Annotated in this window: 13 protein-coding genes; 6 read left to right on the plus strand and 7 right to left on the minus strand. The window is 42.3% G+C overall.

Translation table 11 applies throughout. The annotated features are described in order from the left end of the window. Positions 1-15: 15 nt before the first annotated feature. The 7 genes from NAF19_RS26135 to NAF19_RS26165 form a co-directional block, all read right to left on the minus strand. Positions 16-540, minus strand: a complete 525-nt coding sequence (locus tag NAF19_RS26135) for a DUF4251 domain-containing protein (RefSeq protein WP_252793319.1) — start codon at positions 538-540, stop codon at positions 16-18. Between the two features lie 234 nt (positions 541-774). Next, positions 775-2,658 carry a molecular chaperone HtpG gene (htpG, locus tag NAF19_RS26140; protein WP_252793320.1) on the minus strand — a complete coding sequence of 628 codons (1,884 nt, stop codon included), beginning with the start codon at positions 2,656-2,658 and terminating at the stop codon, positions 775-777. Between the two features lie 123 nt (positions 2,659-2,781). Beyond that, entirely contained in the window at positions 2,782-3,441 is a 660-nt protein-coding gene (locus tag NAF19_RS26145; RefSeq protein ID WP_252793321.1) for a PepSY-associated TM helix domain-containing protein, read from the minus strand. Continuing rightward, positions 3,431-4,972, minus strand: coding sequence for a DUF2271 domain-containing protein (locus NAF19_RS26150; protein ID WP_252793322.1), 1,542 nt, complete (start codon positions 4,970-4,972; stop codon positions 3,431-3,433). Before NAF19_RS26150 ends, NAF19_RS26145 begins: the two co-directional genes overlap by 11 nt. 125 nt (positions 4,973-5,097) lie before the next feature. Then, positions 5,098-5,637, minus strand: a complete 540-nt coding sequence (locus NAF19_RS26155; protein ID WP_252793323.1) for an NADPH-dependent FMN reductase — start codon at positions 5,635-5,637, stop codon at positions 5,098-5,100. 146 nt (positions 5,638-5,783) lie between these two features. Continuing rightward, positions 5,784-7,142: a sensor histidine kinase gene (locus NAF19_RS26160; protein ID WP_252793324.1), complete on the minus strand. Its 1,359-nt coding sequence runs from the start codon at positions 7,140-7,142 to the stop codon at positions 5,784-5,786. Then, positions 7,132-8,487: a sigma-54-dependent transcriptional regulator gene (locus NAF19_RS26165; protein WP_252793325.1), complete on the minus strand. Its 1,356-nt coding sequence runs from the start codon at positions 8,485-8,487 to the stop codon at positions 7,132-7,134. The genes NAF19_RS26160 and NAF19_RS26165 overlap by 11 nt, the downstream gene beginning before the upstream one ends. A 418-nt stretch (positions 8,488-8,905) precedes the next feature. On the opposite strand from NAF19_RS26165, the gene NAF19_RS26170 reads away from it, so the two are divergent. The 6 genes from NAF19_RS26170 (at position 8,906) to NAF19_RS26195 (ending at position 21,175) form a co-directional block, all read left to right on the plus strand. Beyond that, positions 8,906-10,159 carry an efflux RND transporter periplasmic adaptor subunit gene (locus tag NAF19_RS26170; RefSeq protein ID WP_252793326.1) on the plus strand — a complete coding sequence of 418 codons (1,254 nt, stop codon included), beginning with the start codon at positions 8,906-8,908 and terminating at the stop codon, positions 10,157-10,159. A gap of 158 nt (positions 10,160-10,317) precedes the next feature. Beyond that, complete coding sequence (locus NAF19_RS26175; protein ID WP_252793349.1) at positions 10,318-10,995, plus strand: ABC transporter ATP-binding protein; 678 nt, start codon at positions 10,318-10,320, stop codon at positions 10,993-10,995. Positions 10,996-11,283: 288 nt separating this feature from the next. Further along, positions 11,284-13,650 (plus strand): ABC transporter permease, encoded by a 2,367-nt coding sequence (locus NAF19_RS26180; protein WP_252793327.1) that lies wholly within the window; start codon positions 11,284-11,286, stop codon positions 13,648-13,650. Positions 13,651-13,737: 87 nt separating this feature from the next. Next, positions 13,738-16,167, plus strand: a complete 2,430-nt coding sequence (locus tag NAF19_RS26185) for an ABC transporter permease (RefSeq protein ID WP_252793328.1) — start codon at positions 13,738-13,740, stop codon at positions 16,165-16,167. 83 nt (positions 16,168-16,250) lie between these two features. Continuing rightward, entirely contained in the window at positions 16,251-18,644 is a 2,394-nt protein-coding gene (locus NAF19_RS26190) for an ABC transporter permease (protein WP_252793329.1), read from the plus strand. Positions 18,645-18,823: 179 nt separating this feature from the next. Continuing rightward, positions 18,824-21,175 (plus strand): ABC transporter permease, encoded by a 2,352-nt coding sequence (locus NAF19_RS26195; RefSeq protein ID WP_252793330.1) that lies wholly within the window; start codon positions 18,824-18,826, stop codon positions 21,173-21,175. Positions 21,176-21,241: the final 66 nt, after the last annotated feature.

Genomic DNA, 21,241 nt, shown 5'->3' on the forward strand with positions numbered 1-21,241 from the left:
CAATCCCGGAGGTGTTTATTTCTTTTCTTTCCTGTCTTCAATCGTCCCGTTGAACGAAATCGGGTCGCGGTTATTGCTGATTACCTGCAAGCTGGCGTACCCGGTAGCCGAAACATTCAACCTCATATACCGTACATCTTTCGATCCCTGGTTGAAATTATCCTTTGGTTTGATGACAATTTCATAGCCGCCTTTTTTACCGGCTTTAGCTTCACAGCTAAAATTTGTAGTGTTTAGCTTTATGCCGCCATCTGTTGCATCGGTAGGTGCTAATGTAACCTGGCCGAAGTAAGGCAGGTATGTCTGCAAAGTATCTTTAGATACCACCATATCATACCCAAAAGTTAATGACTTGGAGTTCCCCCGCTGCGGGATAACATAGTCAGCCTGGAAAACGTAGTTTTGAGCGTCGATCAGCGCTTTTACCTTGGCAACCTTAGCGGCCTCCCTTTCGGCCCGCGAGGTTTTCTGGGCCAAAACTGTCTGAAAGCATGATAATATCAATACAGATATTATTGCCAGTTTTGTTAAATTTCTCATCTTATATATTTTTTTAGTAATTATCTACTAGATGCAACCCGTAACAAAATTCCATAATTATTTAACGATTAATACATTAAATTCCATATTGTTTTCTTAAAATTAAAAAAGCCGCCCCTGGAGGCAGCCTTTACTTCAAGATGTAAGAACCAAGAATCAAGATAAAAAAGCGTTGAATACGGTAATGATGCGATGCTTTCTTGTATCTTGGCTCTTGTATATTGGTTCTAAAAATTATATCAGGTTAACGCTGCGGTTTACAAACTCAGTAAGTTCGGCACCCGTCAATAGTCCCTGTGATAATAATGCAAGATCGAATGCTTGTTTTGAAAGAGCTGCCTGTACTTCCTCATTCTCTTCGTTTAATATCCTGCTTATTAATTTATGGTTACCGTTTACAATAACTTTATAGTTATCGGGCATGCTGCCATAAAAGCCCATTCCACCACCCATAGCTGCCATTTCTTTCATGCGGCGCATAAACTCATCCATTGTAACGGTTACCGGCAATTCGTCGGGATTTAAGCTTTCCAGTTCAACTTTGTAAGCTGGCTTATTAATGGCTTTATCAAAAATGCCTTTAACTGTTTTTGCCTGCTCTTCGGTAAGTACATGCTCAGGAGCATCTTCTTTTTTGATAAGCTTGTCGGCAACGTCAGCATCCACACGCTTAAAGGACGTCTTCTCCAGTTTTTGCTCAAGGTGCCCAATAAAGTGGTTATCGATAGGGGAGTTCATCACCAAAACATCGTAACCTTTTTTATTTGCCGATTGGATAAATGCGTCCTGTTTGGCAGGGTCGTTGGTGTAAATGTAAACCAGCTGCCCGTCTTTGTCGGTTTGCTCAGGGGTTACCTTGTCTTTATACTCATTTAGTGTAAAGTTTTCCTTTTGAGTATTGCTCAGGAAAACAAAGTCTTTGGCCTTGTCATAAAACTTCTCTTCACTTACCATCCCATATTTTACAAACAGGCCGATGTCGGTCCATTTTTCTTCATAGGCTTTGCGGTCGGCCTTAAATAATTCTGCCAATTTATCAGCTACTTTTTTGGTGATGTAGCTATTAATTTTCTTCACACTACTATCAGCCTGTAAAAAACTACGCGATACATTCAGGGGGATATCCGGAGAATCGATAACACCATGCAGCAACATCAAAAACTCAGGCACAATATCCTTTACCTCGTCTGTAATAAATACCTGGCGCGAGAACAGTTTGATTTTGTTTTTCTGTATCTCGAAATCGTTTTTAAGCTTAGGGAAGTATAGTACGCCGGTTAAGTTAAATGGATAGTCAACATTCAGATGTATCCAGAATAGCGGGTCCTCAGAGAATGGATAAAGCTGTTTGTAAAAATTAAGGTAATCCTCATCTTTCAGTTCACTCGGCGCCTTAGTCCAAATTGGGTTGGTATCGTTAATGATATTATCAACTTCAATCGATTTGTATTTAGGTTTACCCTCTTCATCAACGCCATCTTCTTCTTCCTGTGTGTTAGTTCCGAATTTAATAGGTACCGGCAAAAATTTGCAATATTTATCAAGGATTTGCTGTAAGCGATATTTACTTAAAAACTCTTCCGACTCTTTGTTGATATGAAGTGTGATTTCGGTGCCACGCTCCTGCAGGCTGCCTTCGCTCAACTCAAATTCGGTGCTGCCATCGCAAGTCCAGTGGGCAGGTTCAGCGCCTTCCTGGTACGATAACGATTCAATTTCAACCTTGTCAGCAACCATAAATGCTGAATAAAAACCTAAGCCAAAACGGCCGATTATTTCGTTTGCATCTTTAGCTTCTTTGAATTTCTCCATAAACTCAGTAGCGCCCGAGAATGCTATCTGGTTGATGTATTTTTTTATTTCTTCGGCGGTCATACCCAAACCATTGTCGGATATCGTGATTGTTTTAGCTTTTTCGTCGAAAGCTATTTCAACGCGTAAATCACCAAGTTCGCCATTGTATTGGCCTAAAGAGGCCAAACGTTTAACTTTTTGCGTAGCATCAACTGCATTTGATACCAGTTCCCTTAAAAATATCTCGGTATCTGAGTATAAGAATTTTTTGATGATTGGGAAAATATTCTCGGTATGGATCGAAATTGTGCCTTTTTCTTGCATAATCTATTCGGTTATAAAATTTAATGTTTTAGTGATACTACTGCCCATCAATGTATGTTCCAAATGATGGATAGTTGACAAATTGGCAGTAGTAAAATAAAATGCGAAGAGCTGAAATGGAAACTACTTTATAAGAAAGTGAAAGATGCCGTAGATAATTAATACACCGGCACCGAGTAAGATGAAACCCGTTCGCCGTTTCTTTTTCATATAACAAAGCATAATAATCCCTGTTAATGATATCAGCGACATCAAAATGGCTGTTATATCAATAACCACGCTCCAGCTTTTGCCAGTATCGCGCCCTTTATGCAGATCATTTAAAACCGCAATCAATCCGAAGCTTGTTTCGGTAATTTGATAGTTGCCATCGTTGCGGTTTATATATACATCTGCCGAGTTGCCAGGGCCGTTGAATGCTACAGAAACAGCCGGGCCATCTATTCGAAATTCGCTAACATGCCCGTTTACTTTGTTTGTTTTACGAAGGAATTCGACAATGTTCAGTTTGTCAACCCTCGTCGTATCTTTATTGTTGACCCAATTTACATTTAACCTGCCGGTTTGCTTTTTTACTACAGGTTTGCTTCCGAACCATTCGGCGTGATTAAGGGTAAGCCCTGTAACTGCAAAAAACAGTACAATCACAAAGCTTACCATCGAAAGGTAAATATGCAGCCAGCGCGATAACGAAACCGGGCGCTTTTTTGATGCTGATTTTGCCGATCTTACAGTTCTTATTCTTTTGTGCGGGCCACCGGCGGGTAAATTACTATTGGGCATCCTTTGGCTTTTTCCGGTAATCTAATGTGGCTGCTGCAATTTCCGCGTTGCCTGTTAGCTGCACTTGTTTAAATCCGCCTGTAAAATCTATCTTTTGCTCCATTAATTGGTAGGTACCATGTTCGCGGGCAGCCTCGATGTAGATGGTGTAAGTACCGCGATTGACTAATTTACCATTATCGTCTTTGCCATCCCATTTCAACGTGTATTTTCCTGCCGATCTTGTAGCGCTCGATGTTGAACTTACGCTCGCATTGGCATCCATAAAGCTTTGGTAATAAGTGCGGTACCAGGCATGCATTTCATCCAGGTACCGGGTTTTATTATACCATAATGCAATATTGCGAACGGGTTTGTTATCTTTATCAACCACCCAAACGGCAACGTACGGCCGGTGTACCCTGAAACCCTGTATTTCTGCAAGTTCAATGTTAATAGCAAGTTCGGTGTTCGGATCCCAGGTATTCGCTTTGATGTCTGTTGCCACGGCAGCAGTTTTCGCTACAGGCAGTTCGATCGATTTCCATCCTTCACTTTCGATCCGTTCGCCCTTGTTTGTGAATATTAAATACTGTACGCCCGGAATACTTGCTGCAAGTTTTGCACTTTCGGCAGGCTTAAGCACGCTAAAAGCCGTGGCAAGCGCGCCGGCATCGGAAGCATTATCTGCCACTACCGTCGAGCTTATTACAGTTTCGGCTGGGGTTCCCGAACGCGGGTCAACAATATGTGAATACCATTTCCCATTAATTAATTCTCCCCGGCGGTAGTTGCCGCTGGTGGCAATTGCTTTATTGCTCAAAGCAACTTTTGCTATAGCGGCATCATTTTCAGCATCGGCTTTTGGGTTGCTGATTTGAACCTGCTCAGTATGATTTCCTCTTATAACAATATCACCACCAATATTCAGGACTATCGCTGTCACGCCATTTAAGCCCAAGGCAGCATCGCAGGCCTTATTAATGATATAGCTTTTAGTAAATGAATTAAGTATCAAAGGCGCATTATCCAGGCGCTGTACGGTGCTGTTTTCGGCATTTAGTATGTAATGCGTTCCGCGAACAGTTTTAACAGCCTCGTTAATTTCAATTTGTGTTGGCACCCGGTTTTCTTTCGCCGCCGACTTCCATAGTTTTGTAATCACTTCGGCCGATGGGTCTAACGCGCCGTCGGTAAGTTTTCGCCACTTGTCAAACAAATCTAGCACCTGGAATAATTCGGGGGATATCTTAGCAGCTTTTTGCGATCCGTTCATCCAGCGGCTAAATTCGCTTTGCGTATTGTAGCCGCTAAGAATATGGTCAAGGCGGTCTATTTCGTTCAAGGCCTTTGCTTCGGCCTGGTCGGCAACGTCCTGGTTGGCTGCTGAAATTTTTATTTGCAGGGAAGTTCCTAAAACATTTTCGTAATCAGATACATAGGTTTTTCCTGCATTTAAGGGGGCATTGTTGGTATTACTGCAAAGCAGCATTGCCAGGCAAACCATTAAGGCACCGGGCACAAGTTTGATTTTCGTAAGCAAGGGGTTCATAAAGTATATTTGCGTTATGGGTGTGGGAACAAATTATTCAAACAATAATATTAAAAATATATTGTCTGAAAATAGGCTATAAATTTGGAGGAATATTGAACCTAACAAAATTGTTGCTTTCAATATTATTTAATAGCATTAATAACTGTGGACAGCACGGCTTTTAAGTTGTCAGTTGTTTGTTCATCTGTTATATTTCCTTGCCCATCCATCTTCGATCTGATAAACGAAATTAGCACCGTAGCTTCTTCGGGCCGGTTGGCATCTATTGCACCCAAAACCTTTTTCAACGCTTCGTGCGCATTTTCGCCGCCTGTTGATGCGGTTATCAATGCAGTTAGCTTGCCGGTAAAGGAGCCGCTCGATACCGTCCAGTCCAAAGCATTTTTCAGCTGACCCGGTATGCCATAGGCATATTCAGGGGTGCAAATGATGACAGCATCTGCGTTTGTTATAAAATTGCGAAGCTCAGACACTGCCTCGTGTGGTCTATCATGGTCATTTCCGGGATCGAAAGGTGGGATATCGACTAACCTGTCATAAATAGTGAAAGCAATATCGGCCGGTGCCATCGACTTCAAAAAATTAAGAACAGCATGGTTTGATGAACCCGAGCGCAGGCTGCCGGGTATGGCGAAGATGTGTTTTTTAGCAGGTAGTTGCATTTTTAAGACTTATAAATACAATAGTACTTTTTATGCTGCAGACCTGTTTTATTACTGAAAAATATGATGAAATGTTGACGGGCAGCCATCTGCCACATGTTTTTGTCGCGCATCCTATAATCCTAAAAATCCTGCAAATCTTAGTTTTAGCCTCCCTGCGGGCTAAACTGCAATATAAATGTAGCTCCCATACCTTGTGTCGATTGCACCTGTATGTTTCCCTTATGCAATAGCATGATCTGTTTGCAGAGACTAAGCCCGATGCCGCTTCCACTTTTGCGGGTACTGAAGAACGGGATAAATATTTTATCCAGCAATTCGGGGGGCATGCCCAGTCCATTGTCCGAAACTTTTACGAGTGTTTTATTGTTGCTCAATACCTCTGCAGATAGCGTTAGGGTAGGACTCTCGCGATCCTTTACCGCCTCTATGGCGTTCACCAGCAGGTTTATCATTACCTGCTCAATGAGGTTCAAATCGGCTTCGATAGCCAGGGTGGGGTCGCGCAGGATGATCTCCAGTTCGATGTGTTTCTTTTCCAGCGTAGGGCGCATCAGCCGGTTAAGGGATTCGAACAAGTTACGTACCAGTATCTTGGTTAAATCAAGCTTGGTAATTTTATTCAGGCTACGGTAGCTCTCGGTAAATTTAAGCAAACCTTCGCTGCGGCGCTTAATGGTATCGATACCCAGTTCCAAATCCTCCATTTGGGTGCTCACTGGGCTGTTCTTAATTTCGGGGCTTTGCAGGCGGTTTTTTAGCGTGTCGGCAAGTGATGATATCGGTGCCACGGAGTTCATAATCTCGTGCGTCATTACATTCAGCAGCTTTTGCCAGGCCTTTGATTCGGTTTCGTCCAGGGCCTCGCTCACGTTTTGGAAGGCAATCAACTTATACATCTTATCCTCGCTACGCATTACACTCGCAGTAACCAATATTTTAACCAATTGTTGGTTGCGGGTTACCGTCAATATTTTGCTGTCGCCAGGCTTAAGTTTAATTATCTCGTTGTATAACTCTTCCTCCCGCTTTTCGAGCGAGTGGATGGTTTTAAGATAAGGCACGCCAATCAACTTCTTAAAAGCCTCGTTGATCCAGCCGGTTTCGCCGCTTTCCTGCTCGTACGATATGATGCCGGTATCAACCAGCTCCAATATTTTTTGCAGGTAATGATACTGGGTTTCGCGCTCGCGGCTTATCAACTTAAACGTTGTATTTATTTCGTTAAATCCTTTACGTAACGGTTTTAATTCGTTTGGCGCTTTACGCACGTCAAAGTGGCGCGAAAAATCGCGGTAATGTATCGACTCTACAAACTGGCTCACCTCGTCCTGTGCCTTTTTCTGGAAACGTATAAGGTCGAGCACCTGATAAGCGCAAAGGGGCACGGTTATTACCAGAAACATTTTCTGGCTGTCAACTAAAAGATACGACGAAACGCTAAGTGTAATAAACATTAATATTACACGCATCACCAAACGCCATTCGTAACGGTTAAATATCATACTTGCTCAATCTGCGGTAAAGGGCGGTGCGGGTAAGTCCTAATTCTTTTGCAGCCCTGGTAATATTGCCGTTGTGCTTTTCTATCACACGTAAAATGGCGTTTTTCTCCAGCGTGCTCAATGGTACATTATCGTCGTCGACAATAACTTCGCCCGGTGTTTCCAATATCGAAAATATCAAGTCGTCTGGCCGGAGCAACTGGTCATCGGCCATAATAACGGCGCGCTCGATTGTATACTGCAATTCGCGTACGTTGCCCGGGTAATTGTACGATTTTAATTTCATTAAAGACGCGGCATCAAAATCAACAGATGGTTTTAAGTACTTAGTGGCATAAAGCTTTGCAAAATGCCGGGCCAGTATCACAATGTCCTCATTGCGTTTCCGTAATGGCGGCATGTTAATTTCAACCGTGTTTATGCGGTAGATCAAATCTTTACGGAAACGGTTTTCGTTAGCCAGTTCTGACAAAGGCAGGTTGGTGGCGCATATCAGCCTGATGTCGATATCGACAGCCTTATTTGTACCCAACCTGGTTACCTGCCTGTTTTGCAAAACGGTTAACAATTTGGCTTGTTGCTGTAACGATATATTACCGATTTCGTCCAAAAACAGGGTGCCGCCCTGTGCATCCTCAAAACGTCCGCTGCGGTCTTCCCGGGCATCGGTATAGGCGCCTTTTTTGTGTCCAAACAGCTCGCTTTCAAACAGGGTGTCGGTAAGGGCACCCACATCTACCTTAATAAATGGCATGTCTGCCCTTAAGGAACGCTCATGAATCGCCTTGGCCATCAAATCCTTACCGGTTCCATTTTCGCCTAAAAGTAAAATATTAGCGTCGGTGGGGGCAATTTTATTTACTTTATGAAAGATATCCTGCATTACTTCCGACTCGCCCAATATGGATGTATCCCCGGTTGCAGTTTTGGATGAAGTTTTAACAGTTTTAACACCTTCTCTTTTATCAAGCAGGTCTTTAATGGTATCGATCAGCTTTTCGTTATGCCACGGCTTAACAATAAAGTCATTGGCGCCTTCTTTTAACGAACGTACTGCAAGATCGATATCGCCATAAGCGGTAATCATAATTACACAAACAGCCGGTTTCCACTCCTTAATTTTCCGCAGCCAGTATATGCCCTCGTTACCTGTGTTAATGGCGCTGTTAAAATTCATATCCAGCAACACCAGGTCGACCTGGTTGCGCTGTAGCAGCCAGTTAAGGTTTTCCGGGTTCTTTTCGGTAATAATTTCCTGCGCTTCGGTCTTAAGCAATAGCTTCACGGCCGTAAGCACATCAGGGTCGTCATCAACAATTAGTACGTTAGCTTTTTTTAGTATCATTATCTAGAAGTTCATGGTCGATAGTTCATGGTTTATAGTCAACCAATCACAAATTCACCAATTATACCATTAATATTATTTAATCAACAAATCTTTATAATTTTAATACTGCTTTCTTACAGTAAATTCTCAACCTTGATCTAATCAGCTCCTGGTCAACAATTTTTATGCTAAATATTAAAAACTCCGGATTATTAAACATAAATCATTAACTATGAACCATCAACCACCAACTATGACCAAATAAACCTAATTTGACCTGTAAATACCTTTAAATGTATTGTATCATAAACGTACACTTGCTGTAACAGAAGCGTACGCCCGTATATTATATTTGAGCTTTAAAATACTGATAAACAGGTATTTAATTTGTGGCATATTCTTTTGTAACTAATAACAAAATATAAATTATTAAACAGTGGACAGAGTAATTGAAAAAAAGACCTGGAATACCAAACGGATACTAACTATTGCCGGTATAGCGGGCATCGTATTGTTAATTGGCGGAAGCATTTATTTTACATCGGGCAAAAGTAAGCTTGATGTTGATACAGAACGTATAACCATAAGTGAAATTAAAAAAGGCCCTTTCCAGGAGTTTATCCCTGTTAATGGCGTGGTAATGCCGCTCACTACTATTTACATTGACGCAACAGATGGTGGCCGCGTAGAACAAAAATATGTTGATGACGGCGCTCTTGTAAAAGAGGGTGACCCGATACTTAAATTATCAAATACCGACCTTGAGCTTAGCCTGGCAAATGAGCAAAGCACCGTTTATGGTAACCAGACACAGATGCAGATATCCCACATCCAGGCTCAGCAAAGTACCATTGGTAAACTAACCAGCATGGAAGATGTTGATGTACAGCTTAAAGAAGCAGAGCGGATTTATAAGCTTGATAAAGACCTTTACGCAAAAAAGGCTATCGGCTCGCAGGAAATGGAAACCGCAACTCATCAATACAATTACAATTTGGCCAAATGGAGACTTGCTAAGAAGATATTGCAGCAGGATACCTTATCTGTTAAACAACAGGATAAACAAAACCTGGAGCAATATGCACAGATGAAAAACACCCTTGACCTGTTACGTAAAAAAGTAGACGCCCTGACAGTACGGGCACCTGTTGGTGGCCAATTAACCAACTTTGATGCGGAAATAGGACAAAATAAAAATAAAGGGGAACATTTGGGACAACTCGACGTCTTATCAGGTTTTAAGGTAAGATGCGGAATTGAAGAGCATTATTTATCGAGAGTTTTCACCGGCCTAAAAGCGCATTTTGATTTTGCCGGAAAAACTTACCAGCTGATCGTAAAAAAGGTATTTTCCAATATCGTAAACGGGCAGTTTAATGTTGACATGGCATTTGTAGGCGAAACTGCCAAAGGCATAAAAAAGGGGCAAACCTTGCAGGTATACCTTAATTTAAGTGAAGAAACAACAGCGCTATTATTGCCAAAAGGCGGCTTTTTCCAGCAGACCGGCGGTAACTGGATATTTAAAGTAAGTGCTGATGGTAAAAAAGCCTATAAGGTTGATATACAGATAAACCGCCAGAGCCCTGATTATTTTGAGCTGACATCGGGTTTACAGCCAGGCGATAAAGTTATCACCTCGAGCTACGAAACGTATGGAGACATACAGGAACTGGTGCTGAAGAAGTAGGTGGTTAGAGACTAAAGATCAGAGGTTAGAGATTAGTTGATTTGAAGATGAATGACTATTGACCAATGACTAAACTAAAGGCAATTAATTAATTTAAACTACACATAAAATAAAATTAAACTTATATGAGCAAAAATGAAGTAGGTGACGGCAGCACCATGATAAAAATCACCGACCTGGAGAAATTTTATCGCACCGAAGAGGTTGAAACAATCGCTTTGAACAAACTGTCAATCGAAATTAAAACCGGCGAGTTTGTTGCCATCATGGGCCCATCGGGCTGTGGTAAATCAACATTGCTTAACATCCTGGGGATGCTTGACGATCCGGATGAAGGCAGCTATGTTTTCAACGGCATCGAGGTAGCTCATTTCACCGAGCGCAAAAGGGCTGATCTACGCAAACACAACATTGGCTTCGTGTTCCAGAGCTTTAACCTTATCGACGAACTGACCGTATTTGAAAACGTGGAGCTTCCGTTAATTTATACCGGCGTTCCATCTGCCGAACGTGTAAAAAGGGTAGAAGAGGTGTTGGACAAAATGCAGATCATGCACCGCCGCAACCACTATCCGCAACAGTTATCGGGTGGTCAACAACAACGTGTGGCAATAGCCCGTGCGGTTGTTAACAAACCAAAACTGATACTTGCGGATGAGCCCACCGGTAACCTTGACTCGAGCAACGGTAATGATGTAATGGAACTACTAACCGACCTTAACGAACAGGGTACTACCATTATAATGGTAACTCACTCTGAGCATGATGCCCGTTACAGCCATCGTATCATCCGCTTATTGGATGGACAAAGCGTAATGGAAAACATTATGATATAATTTGGTTCATAGTTCATGGTTGATATTTGATTGCCGGTTAAACCACCAATCAACTAATGAATCAGTGAACAAATGAACTGTCACAAAAGAAAGTTTATATAAGTTAATAAAGTGCCTCTGCTATCCCCTCCTAAATGGAGGGGTAGCTTGAGTGTTGCCCGGACTTTCCGGTGGTAGTTTCTTTTAAAACATTGATAATGAAAGAAGTTGTAATAAAAAAGCAGCAAATTTCATTATCCGGTATCTAAAGCCTAAACCCGTTTTTCGTTAACTATTAACTATTGTACGATGTTTAAAAACTACATAAAAATTGCGTTTCGCAACCTGAAAAAAGACAGGCAGTTTACCTTTTTAAACGTAGTGGGGCTTTCGGCGGGCATTGCATGTACATTGCTGATTTACCTGTGGGTTCATGACGAAATGAGCTACGATAAGTTTTTTGATAACGACAATCGCCTGTACCAGGTAATGGAGCACCGTAAAGGCGGCGAGGTTGACGGCATATCCGACGAATCATCGGGTCTGGCTAGCGAAACCCTAATTGTACAAAACCCCGAGGTTGAGTATGCAACCCCGGTTGCCCCTGCAGACTGGTGGCAAAAATTCACCCTAACCGTTGGCGACAAAAACCTGAAAGCCACCGGCCAATATGTTGGCAAAGATTACTTCAATGTTTTTTCTTTTAAAATGATAAAGGGAAAAAAGGGAGACGTGCTTGCAGCAAAAAATAACATTGTAATTTCCGACGAGCTTGCTAAAAAGCTGTTCAACAGTACTGAAAATGCCATAGGGAAGGCAATTAAATTTCAGCACGACAAAGACTTTTTTGTATCGGGTGTGTTTGAAAAACTACCCATACATTCCTCACAACAATTTGATTTCGTTTTATCCTTCGATTACCTGGCCGATGTACAGGGCTGGGTAAAAACATGGCCCAATGGCGGCCCGCACAATTATGTACTTTTGAAAAATGGGGCCGATGCCAATAAGTTAAGTCACAATATTACCGACATGATAACAAAAGCCGATGGCGATACTACCCGCCATCTTTTCTTGTCGAAATTCTCTGATATTTACCTTAAACATACATTTAACCATGGTTCGCGCATAGGTAGTAAAGAGGAATATGTAAAACTCTTTTCCGTTATTGCGCTCTTTATATTAATAATAGCCTGTATCAATTTCATGAACCTGTCCACCGCCAAAGCATCGGGCAGGATGAAAGAAGTAGGTATAAAAAAGGTAGTCGGCGCCGAGCGAAGCCAGTTGATAATACAGTTTCTATCCGAATCGGTATTAATGGCCTTTTTTACCACATTGCTTGCCGTAGATATTGCCCGGCTGTTACTGCCACAGTTTAACCAACTTACTGGCAAACAAATAACATTAACTTTTGACAGCACTCTCATTCTTTCATTAACAGGTATCATGTTATTTACCGGCCTGGTTTCCGGAAGTTACCCGGCCTTGTACCTTTCTAAGTTTAATCCCCTGGCTATTTTAAAAGGCAAGCTTAAATCTTCGGTGTCCGAGCTTATTGCCCGTAAAGGTTTAGTGGTGTTTCAATTTACGCTTTCGGTTACGCTGATTGTGGCTGTACTGGTGGTTTACCGGCAGATACAGTACATACAGTCAACGTCACTTGGGTACAATAAAAACAACGTTATAAGGATTGATTCGGAAGGTAAACTCGCCGGCAACGAAGATCGTTTTGCAACTGAATTAAGAAACATCCCCGGCGTGGTTAACGCCAGTTATACCCAGCATAACGTTGTTGGTAGAAACTATGCAACAGGCGGCCTTAGCTGGGATGGCAATATTGCCGCTGACCAGGCTATTTATTTCGAAGGCTTTTTTGGGGGATTTAATTTTACCGAAACTCTTGGCATGCAGGTAATAGCAGGCAGGTCGTTCTCGAAAAACTATGGCGCCGAAGGGAATAAAATAATGCTCAACGAGGCAGCCGTGCGAACTATGCATCTTAAGAACCCGGTGGGGGCAAATATTAGAGCTTACGGAGGCAATTTGCAGGTCATTGGCATCGTGAAGGATTTTCATTTTGAGTCGTTACACGAAATAGTGAAACCATCATTCATTATGCTTAACGGTGGCAGCCCGTATAATAAAATGATGATAAGAATTAAAGGCGATCATCAGAAAGAAACCATTACGCAGATCCGCGACTTGTATGAGTCGTTTAACCCGGGTTTTCCTTTTGCTTACAGTTTTTTGGATGAAGCCTATCAAAAGCAATACGAAACAGAAACCAGGGTGTCGTTACTTTCAGAATACTTCTCGGTATTGGCCATCCTTATTTCATGCCTTGGCCTATTTGGCCTTGTGGCATTCACCGCACAAAAACGGCAGAAAGAAATCGGCATCCGCAAGGTTATCGGGGCATCGGTTAACAGCATCACTTTGATGCTAACGCAGGATTTCCTGAAGCTGGTTGGCATAGCGGTCATAATTGCCTTCCCGCTATCATGGTGGCTGATGAGCAAATGGCTGAATAGCTTCGCTTACCGTATTGACCTTGGACCGGGCGTATTTATAATAGCTTGTGCAGCTGTTGTTTTAATAACTGTACTTACAGTGAGTTTCCAGGCTGTAAAAGCGGCAGTGGCAAACCCGGTGAAGAGTTTGAGAAGCGAATAGGCAGTAGTAGTAGTAGTAACAGCTGGCAGTTTTAAAGAAAAAGGTTCTACCAATGAACTAGTGAACAATTGAACTAATGAACAAACAATGATCAGGAATTATTTAAAAACAGCTTACCGCAGCCTTTCAAAAAACAGGGGCTTTACCACCCTGAACATTTTAGGGCTATCATTAGGCCTGGCAAGTTGCCTGCTCATAATTTTTTACGTAGTTGACGAGTTAAGCTACGATCGTTATAATACAAAAGCCGGCAGGATATACCGTGTTAACGAGGATTTAAAGCTTGGGGAGAATAACGTTCTCTATTCTGTAGCTATGCCGCCCTTGGCAAAAACGTTAAAAAGCGATTTTCCTTATATCGAAAATACCGTACGAATTAAAAATGCAGGTTCAGCGCATGTAAAAAAAGGGACAGCCAGTATTCTCGAAAATCGAATGGCCTTCGCTGATCCCTCGTTATTTGACGTGTTTACCCTGCCCATGATAACCGGCGACCCAAAGTCGGCATTGGCCGAACCCAACAGTGTTGTGTTAACCGAAAGCACAGCAAAAAAGTACTTTAACAGTATCAGTGTGGTTGGCAAAACTTTAGCTTTTGATAATAACGGATTTTTCAAAATCACGGGCGTTATAAAAGATATACCGCAACAGTCTCATTTTAATTTTGACTTCTTTATCTCCATGTCCAGCTTTCCGGATAGTAAATCGAATGAATGGCTGAGAAGTGATTATAATACTTACGTTTTATTGAAAGATGCTACAGACAGCAAAAAGTTGGAAGCGTCGTTACCAGCGTTTTTAAACAAATACAGCGGCGACCAAATGAAATCGCAGCTTCATATGGATATGGGCGCTTTTGAAAAGAGCGGCAGTTTCTTCCGGCTCAATTTAACTCCATTAACCGATATTCACCTAAAATCGAACCGCAGCGGCGAACTTAGTGCAAATGGCAGTGTACAGTATGTTTATATTTTTTCGGCTATCGCATTATTCATCCTGTTAATCGCCTGTGTCAATTTCATGAATTTATCAACGGCCCGCTCTGCCAACAGGGCACGCGAGGTTGGTGTGCGCAAAGTTTTGGGCTCTGCAAAAATACATTTGATCGCCCAGTTTTTAACGGAGTCGACTTTACTAACCTTTGCCGCTACTGTTATTGCGTTTGTAGCTACCATGGCCTTGCTGCCTGCATTTAACCAGCTATCTGGCAAACAAATTACTGTGGATGCCCATACGCTGGGCTGGCTTATTCCTGCATTATTGCTCATCGTGATGTTTGTCGGTGCAATTGCAGGCTCGTATCCCGCATTTTATTTATCGGCATTTCAACCTATCGATGTTTTAAAGGGAAAGCTGGCAACCGGCTTTAAAGGTAGCGGCCTGCGGAGCTTTTTGGTTGTACTTCAATTCTCCATATCCATTTTTTTAATAGTCAGCACAATCGTTATTTACAACCAGCTTCATTTTATACAAAGCAAAAATTTAGGGTATAATCGCAGCCAGGTTTTAATTGTGCAAAATGTTTTTGAGTTGAATAAACAGGCCGGCGTATTTAAGCAGGAGGTGAAAAAACTCCCCGGCGTTGTTGATGCTACTTTAACAGGTTTTTTGCCCACTTCTAACTGGAAAAGTACAGCCATCTATTTTAAAGATGCCAGCTTTGACCAAAAGAAAGCGCTATTCCCGCAAAGCTGGGAAGTTGACGAAAATTACATTAGCACACTGGAAATGAAGATGGCTGCCGGCCGCAACTTCTCGGCGGATATGCTGACAGATTCATCCGGAGTAATTATAAACGAAGCCGCTGCTAAATTCCTGGGGCTTAAAGACCCGATAAACAAACCTTTATACAAATCAAATGGAGGCGAGCAGAATGTGGCTAACTCAAAACAGCTCCATATTATCGGCGTTGTAAAAGATTTTAATTTCAGTTCATTACGTGATGTGGTTAGTCCGGTTGTTTTAACGCTGGCGCATAATACGGGCGCACTTAGTATTCGGGTACGTACCGCAAATATACCTGCGCTTTTAGTACAAATTAATGCAGGTTGGAAGGAATTATCGCCGGGTGTTCAAATGAACTATTCGTTTATGGACCAGGATTTTGACGCATCGTACCGCGCGGAACAACGCACAGGTACTATTTCGCTGATATTTAGTTCGCTGGCCATAATAATTGCCTGCCTGGGCTTGTTCGGGCTCGCGGCCTATGCTGCTGAGCAACGGGCCAAAGAAATTGGCATCAGGAAAATATTAGGTGCCCGGATAACGGCTATTGCCAGCATGTTGTCTTTCGACTTTATAAAGCTGGTATTGCTGGCTATTTTAATTGCCTTACCCACTGGCTGGTATTTAATGAATAAATGGCTGCAGGGTTTTGCTTACCGGCAGGATATAAAGTGGTGGGTTTTAGCACTGGCAGGTTTTACCGCAATATTTATTGCGCTGATAACGGTAAGCTTTCAATCGATAAAAGCAGCACTGAGCAACCCGGTGGAAAGCCTTCGTTCCGAGTGATTGGAGATTAGTGACCAGGAGTTAGGAAATTTTGGGTTATGAACAATAAATCGCAATGAACAATTGAACCAATGAACTAAAATATGATATTCAACTACATAAAAATTGCATGGCGCAACCTGGTTAAGCAGAAGCTGTTTAGCCTAATAAACATAACCGGTTTGGCTGTTGGCCTGGCGGTATGTATGATTATTATGATGTACGTAGCGCACGAAAGTAGCTACGACCGTTTTCATAAAAATGCCGACAGGATTTTTAACCCGCATATGGGATTTAAAATGGGCGGGACCTCTGTAAATATGGCGTTTATGAGCTACGCGGCTGCCGATATCATGAAGCAAAAGCAGCCAGCCGTGGCAGACTATAACCGCACAATGGCCTATTTTAAACCAGTAGTAGCCAGTAACCCCGAAAAGCCGGATTCAAAGTATTCGGAATCGAAATTGTTATTTGCCGACGCGAATTTCTTTAACTTCTTCTCATTCAAGCTCGTATCAGGCAACGCATCAACCGTGCTTAACAGGCCGTTTACTGTAGTGTTGTCGGAAGATATGGCCAAAAAGTATTTTGGCGACGAAAACCCAATTGGCAAACTCATTACGTTAAAAACCGACAGCGCATTTACGTACCAGGTTACCGGCGTGGCCCAAAATAACCCGTCAAACTCTTCAATCGAATTCAATTTCGTTACGTCGAACCTGAGCCTGCTTACAATGAAAGAGGCGAAGTTGTACACAGGTGCCAAAGAAATTAGTTTTGGCAACTTCAGTGTATACCTCTTGTTAAACCACGCCTCAGACACTGTAGCACTAAGGCGTAGCCTCGACCTGATGGCAAAGCATGACAAAACATTCGACAATGTGCATTATTATCTTGCGGCACTGCCTGATTCACACCTGAAAAGTAATTTCGGTGATTCATCAAACACAAAATACCTGAAAATATTCCCGCTGGTTGCTATATTGATATTATTGCTGGCATTGGTTAATTACATGAGCCTTTCCACCGCTCGTGCAACACTCCGCGCTAAAGAAGTAGGCGTGCGTAAAGTAGCAGGCGCAAGCCGGAAAACTATCGCTACCCAGTTTTATATTGAGTCGGCAATGTTTGCAACTATCTCATTTGTGCTTGGCTATTTATTATGTTATGCCTTTAAGTCGTGGTTTTTAAATGTGCTCCAGCTTAAAATTGATGACACATTTTTATACAGCCCCATTGTATTGATTTCATTGTTTATATTATTGATGCTAACAATATTAATAGCAGGCAGTTATCCATCTGTGGTGCTATCCGCATTTAAACCTGTCGCTACATTAAAAGGCAAAATGGGTAAAAGCACAGGCGGTGTTGTGGTGCGTAAAGTATTTACCACTTTACAATTTGCCATATCGGTAGGCCTTATTATTTGCGGCATAGTTATCGACCGCCAACTGTATTATTTTCGGCATGTGGATACAGGCGTTAGCCGCGAAAACGTGGTGATGATACCGGTGCATAATACGTTTGGTACTAACTACCCGGCGTTTAAACAGGATATAAAATCCCTAAGTGGTATCGAGAGTGCGGCGACCTCGCACTATGCTATGTTCGGTGGATATGACATGAATTCGTTCAATGGTAAAACCAAGGACGATAACATTATGGTTTCATCATTATTGGCTGATGACCAGTACATAAAAACCTTAGGATTAAAGTGGAAATACGAACCTGCCGCCGATCAAAAACTCGCCGGTTTGCAACAGTTAGTGATAAATGAGGCTGCTATCGAAAAACTTCACCTACCGGCCAATCCGATTGGCAGTTATGTTCAGTCGGGCAATAACAAATATAAAGTAATCGGTGTATTGAAGAATTTTAACTACAGTTCGTTGCAGTCGGCAATATCCGCCCTCGTTCTAAATATAGCTCCTGATAATATGCCGTTTTTTAGCAGAGATGGTTGTAGCCTGTTTGCCAGGATAAAACCGCATACCAACCTCCCGACTTTGCTGGCTAAGATGCAAAACATCTATAAAAAATATGATAAGGATACACCCTTCGAGTACACATTTATGGACGATGCCTTTAACGCACAATACAAAGCCGAAGACAGGCTGGCATCCATATTCAGTGTATTTACCTATATCACGATCATCCTGGCAACACTTGGCTTGTTTGGTTTGGCCGCCTTTACCATCGAACAGCGTACCAAAGAAATTGGCATCCGCAAGGTTTTGGGTGCAAGCTTGGTATCAATCAATACTTTGTTATCGCGCGACTTTTTAGTGCTGGTGGTATTATCAATTACAATTGCTTCGCCAATAGCGTGGTGGGCTATGCACAAATGGCTGGAAGGTTTTGCCTACCGGATAACTATTTCGTGGTGGATGTTTGCCGTGGCAGGTTTAGCAGCAATAATAACTGCAATTGTAACGGTTAGTTACCACGCCATTAAAGCTGGAATTGCAAACCCGGTGGATAGCCTGAGAAGTGAGTAGGCAAGCCCCACCTAAATCCTCCCCGGTAGGGAGGACTTAAAAAAAAGAGCGAAGTTAAAGTCTCCCCAACCGGGGGAGATTTAGAGGGGGCTACAAATATATAGCCATAACATGCAACGTTTCAAACACTTTAACAGTCATCCTTACCAATGAACCAGTAAACTAATGAACCACATATCATGATAAAAAATTATATTAAAATAGCCTGGCGAAACCTTAGCAGGAATAAAGGCTTTACCATTACCAATTTGTTGGGTTTAACAATTGGTATGACCTGTACCATTTTCATTTTTTTGTGGGTAAATGATGAGCTTACGTTTGATAAGTTCAATACCAGGTACAAGAATATTTACCAGGTAATCGCCAACCGCGATTTTAAGAATAACATATTTACCGACCAAAATATGGTGTTCCCGCTGGCAAAATCGCTGGAGACGGGCTATCCGCAGATAAAAAATGCTGTGATGTCCAGCTATACCTCGCCTCTGCAGTTTGAGTACGGACAAACCAAACTGAAAAAGGACCTGGCTGTTGTAGGCGGACGCTACTTTGATATGTTTACCTGTAAATTCATCAAGGGCAATCCGAAAACAGCGTTACTTGAACCAAATAGCCTCGTGCTGACGGAGTCGACCGCCAAATCGTTTTTTGGGGATGCAGATCCCATCAATAAAGCGATTAAAATTAACCAGCAGTTGCTGAAGGTAACAGCTGTAATAGCCGATATGCCAGGCAATTCAACCCGCCAGTTTGAAGCTTTGTCGGCATTTAGTCCATCCGACCCGCAGGTTCAAAATGCGATGAAAGAATGGCAGAACTCATCTTATTCGGTTTATATTGAAACTGCACCAAATCCAAATATTGCAGCTATCGAAAAAGCCATCAACAAGATAATGTATGACCATAACCACGATAAAATTAGTACCTATTTTACCGTGCCGATGAACAGATGGCACCTTTACAGCGATTATAAGGACGGAAAAAACACCGGCGGACAAATTGAATATGTACGCTTATTTACCATTATAGCGATTATTATACTGCTGATTGCCTGCGTAAACTTCATGAACCTTTCAACCGCGCGGTCAGAAAAACGGGCCAAAGAAGTTGGCATAAGGAAAACACTGGGCTCAGGTAAAAAACAGTTAATAACACAATTTTATTTCGAGTCGCTGCTGTTGTCGCTGATGGCTTTTGCATTGTCAATTGTTGCAGTATATCTTTTAATGTCGTCATTTAATTCGTTGGTAGGCAAACGATTAAGCTTAAATGTGGCCGATCCGGTGTTTTTGACAGGTGCTTTTATTATCATTCTGTTTACCGGTGTTATGGCAGGCAGCTACCCGGCTTTGTACCTATCATCTTTCAACCCGGTGAAGGTGTTAAAAGGAACGTTTGCTGCCGGCAAAAGTGCCGTGTTGCCAAGGCGTATACTGGTGGTTGGCCAGTTTGTAATCTCTATTTTTTTAATAGCTGCAACGCTTATCATCTATAAACAAATTCAGCATGTTAAGGACAGGGATATGGGGTATAACTCCAATAACCTGATTATGCTGCCGTCGACGCCAAACACCGATAAAAACTTTAAGGCGATAAAAAATGATATGTTAAAGTCGGGACTGATAAAAGAGGTGACCCGCACCTCATCACCGATTACTGATATCTGGTGGAGGTCGCCGTCTCCATCGTACGTGGGTATGCCGACAGATTCGAAAATAATTTTCTCCGGCATCCAAACCGATGTGAATTTTACAAGCACAATGGGTATTAGATTGCTGCAGGGACACGACTTTTTGGGTACACCTGCCGATTCGGCCTCGATGATGCTTAATAAAGCGGCCGTTGATGCCATGCATGTAAAAAACCCGATTGGCATGGAAATGAATTATGGCCGGCGAAAATATATTGTTATCGGCGTGATAGCCAATGTGGTTATGACATCGCCATACGACCCTGTAGACCCGCTGATGGTATATTACAGCGACAAAGGCTCCGCGTGTATCACAACCCGTTTGCGTGACGGTGTAAAGCCTCAGCAGGCAATAGATATGTTTAAAAAGCTTTTTGCCGAATATAGTCCTGCCGACGTTTTTGAATACCAATTTGTTGACAGGGAATTTGGTAAGAAATTTATCGCCGAAGAACTGATCAGCAGCCTGACCAACATTTTTGCAGGCCTGGCCATTTTTATTTGCTGTATAGGTTTGGCGGGATTAGCGTCGTTTACTATAGAAAAACGTTTCCGCGAGATAGGCATCCGCAAAGTGTTGGGCGCTACGGTGAAACAACTATTGATGCTGATTGCTACTGAATTTTTAAAGCTGGTATTGATTGCATTTGTTGTAGCTGTACCCTTAACCTGGTGGATGATGCACAACTGGCTCCAAAAATACACCTACCATATCGATATCAGTATCTGGATGTTCGGCATCGTAGGGGTGCTTATTTTACTGTTAACCATGGTGGTTGTAAGCCTGAATACATTAAGCGCCGCTACCGCAAATCCGGTGAAAAGCCTGAGAAGTGAGTAGGCAGTTGGAAATAACAGTTGGCAGTCAAAAATAAACTAATGAACAAATGAACCAGTGAACAAATGA

Source organism: Mucilaginibacter flavidus (assembly GCF_024055575.1).
Taxonomy (GTDB): domain Bacteria; phylum Bacteroidota; class Bacteroidia; order Sphingobacteriales; family Sphingobacteriaceae; genus Mucilaginibacter; species Mucilaginibacter flavidus.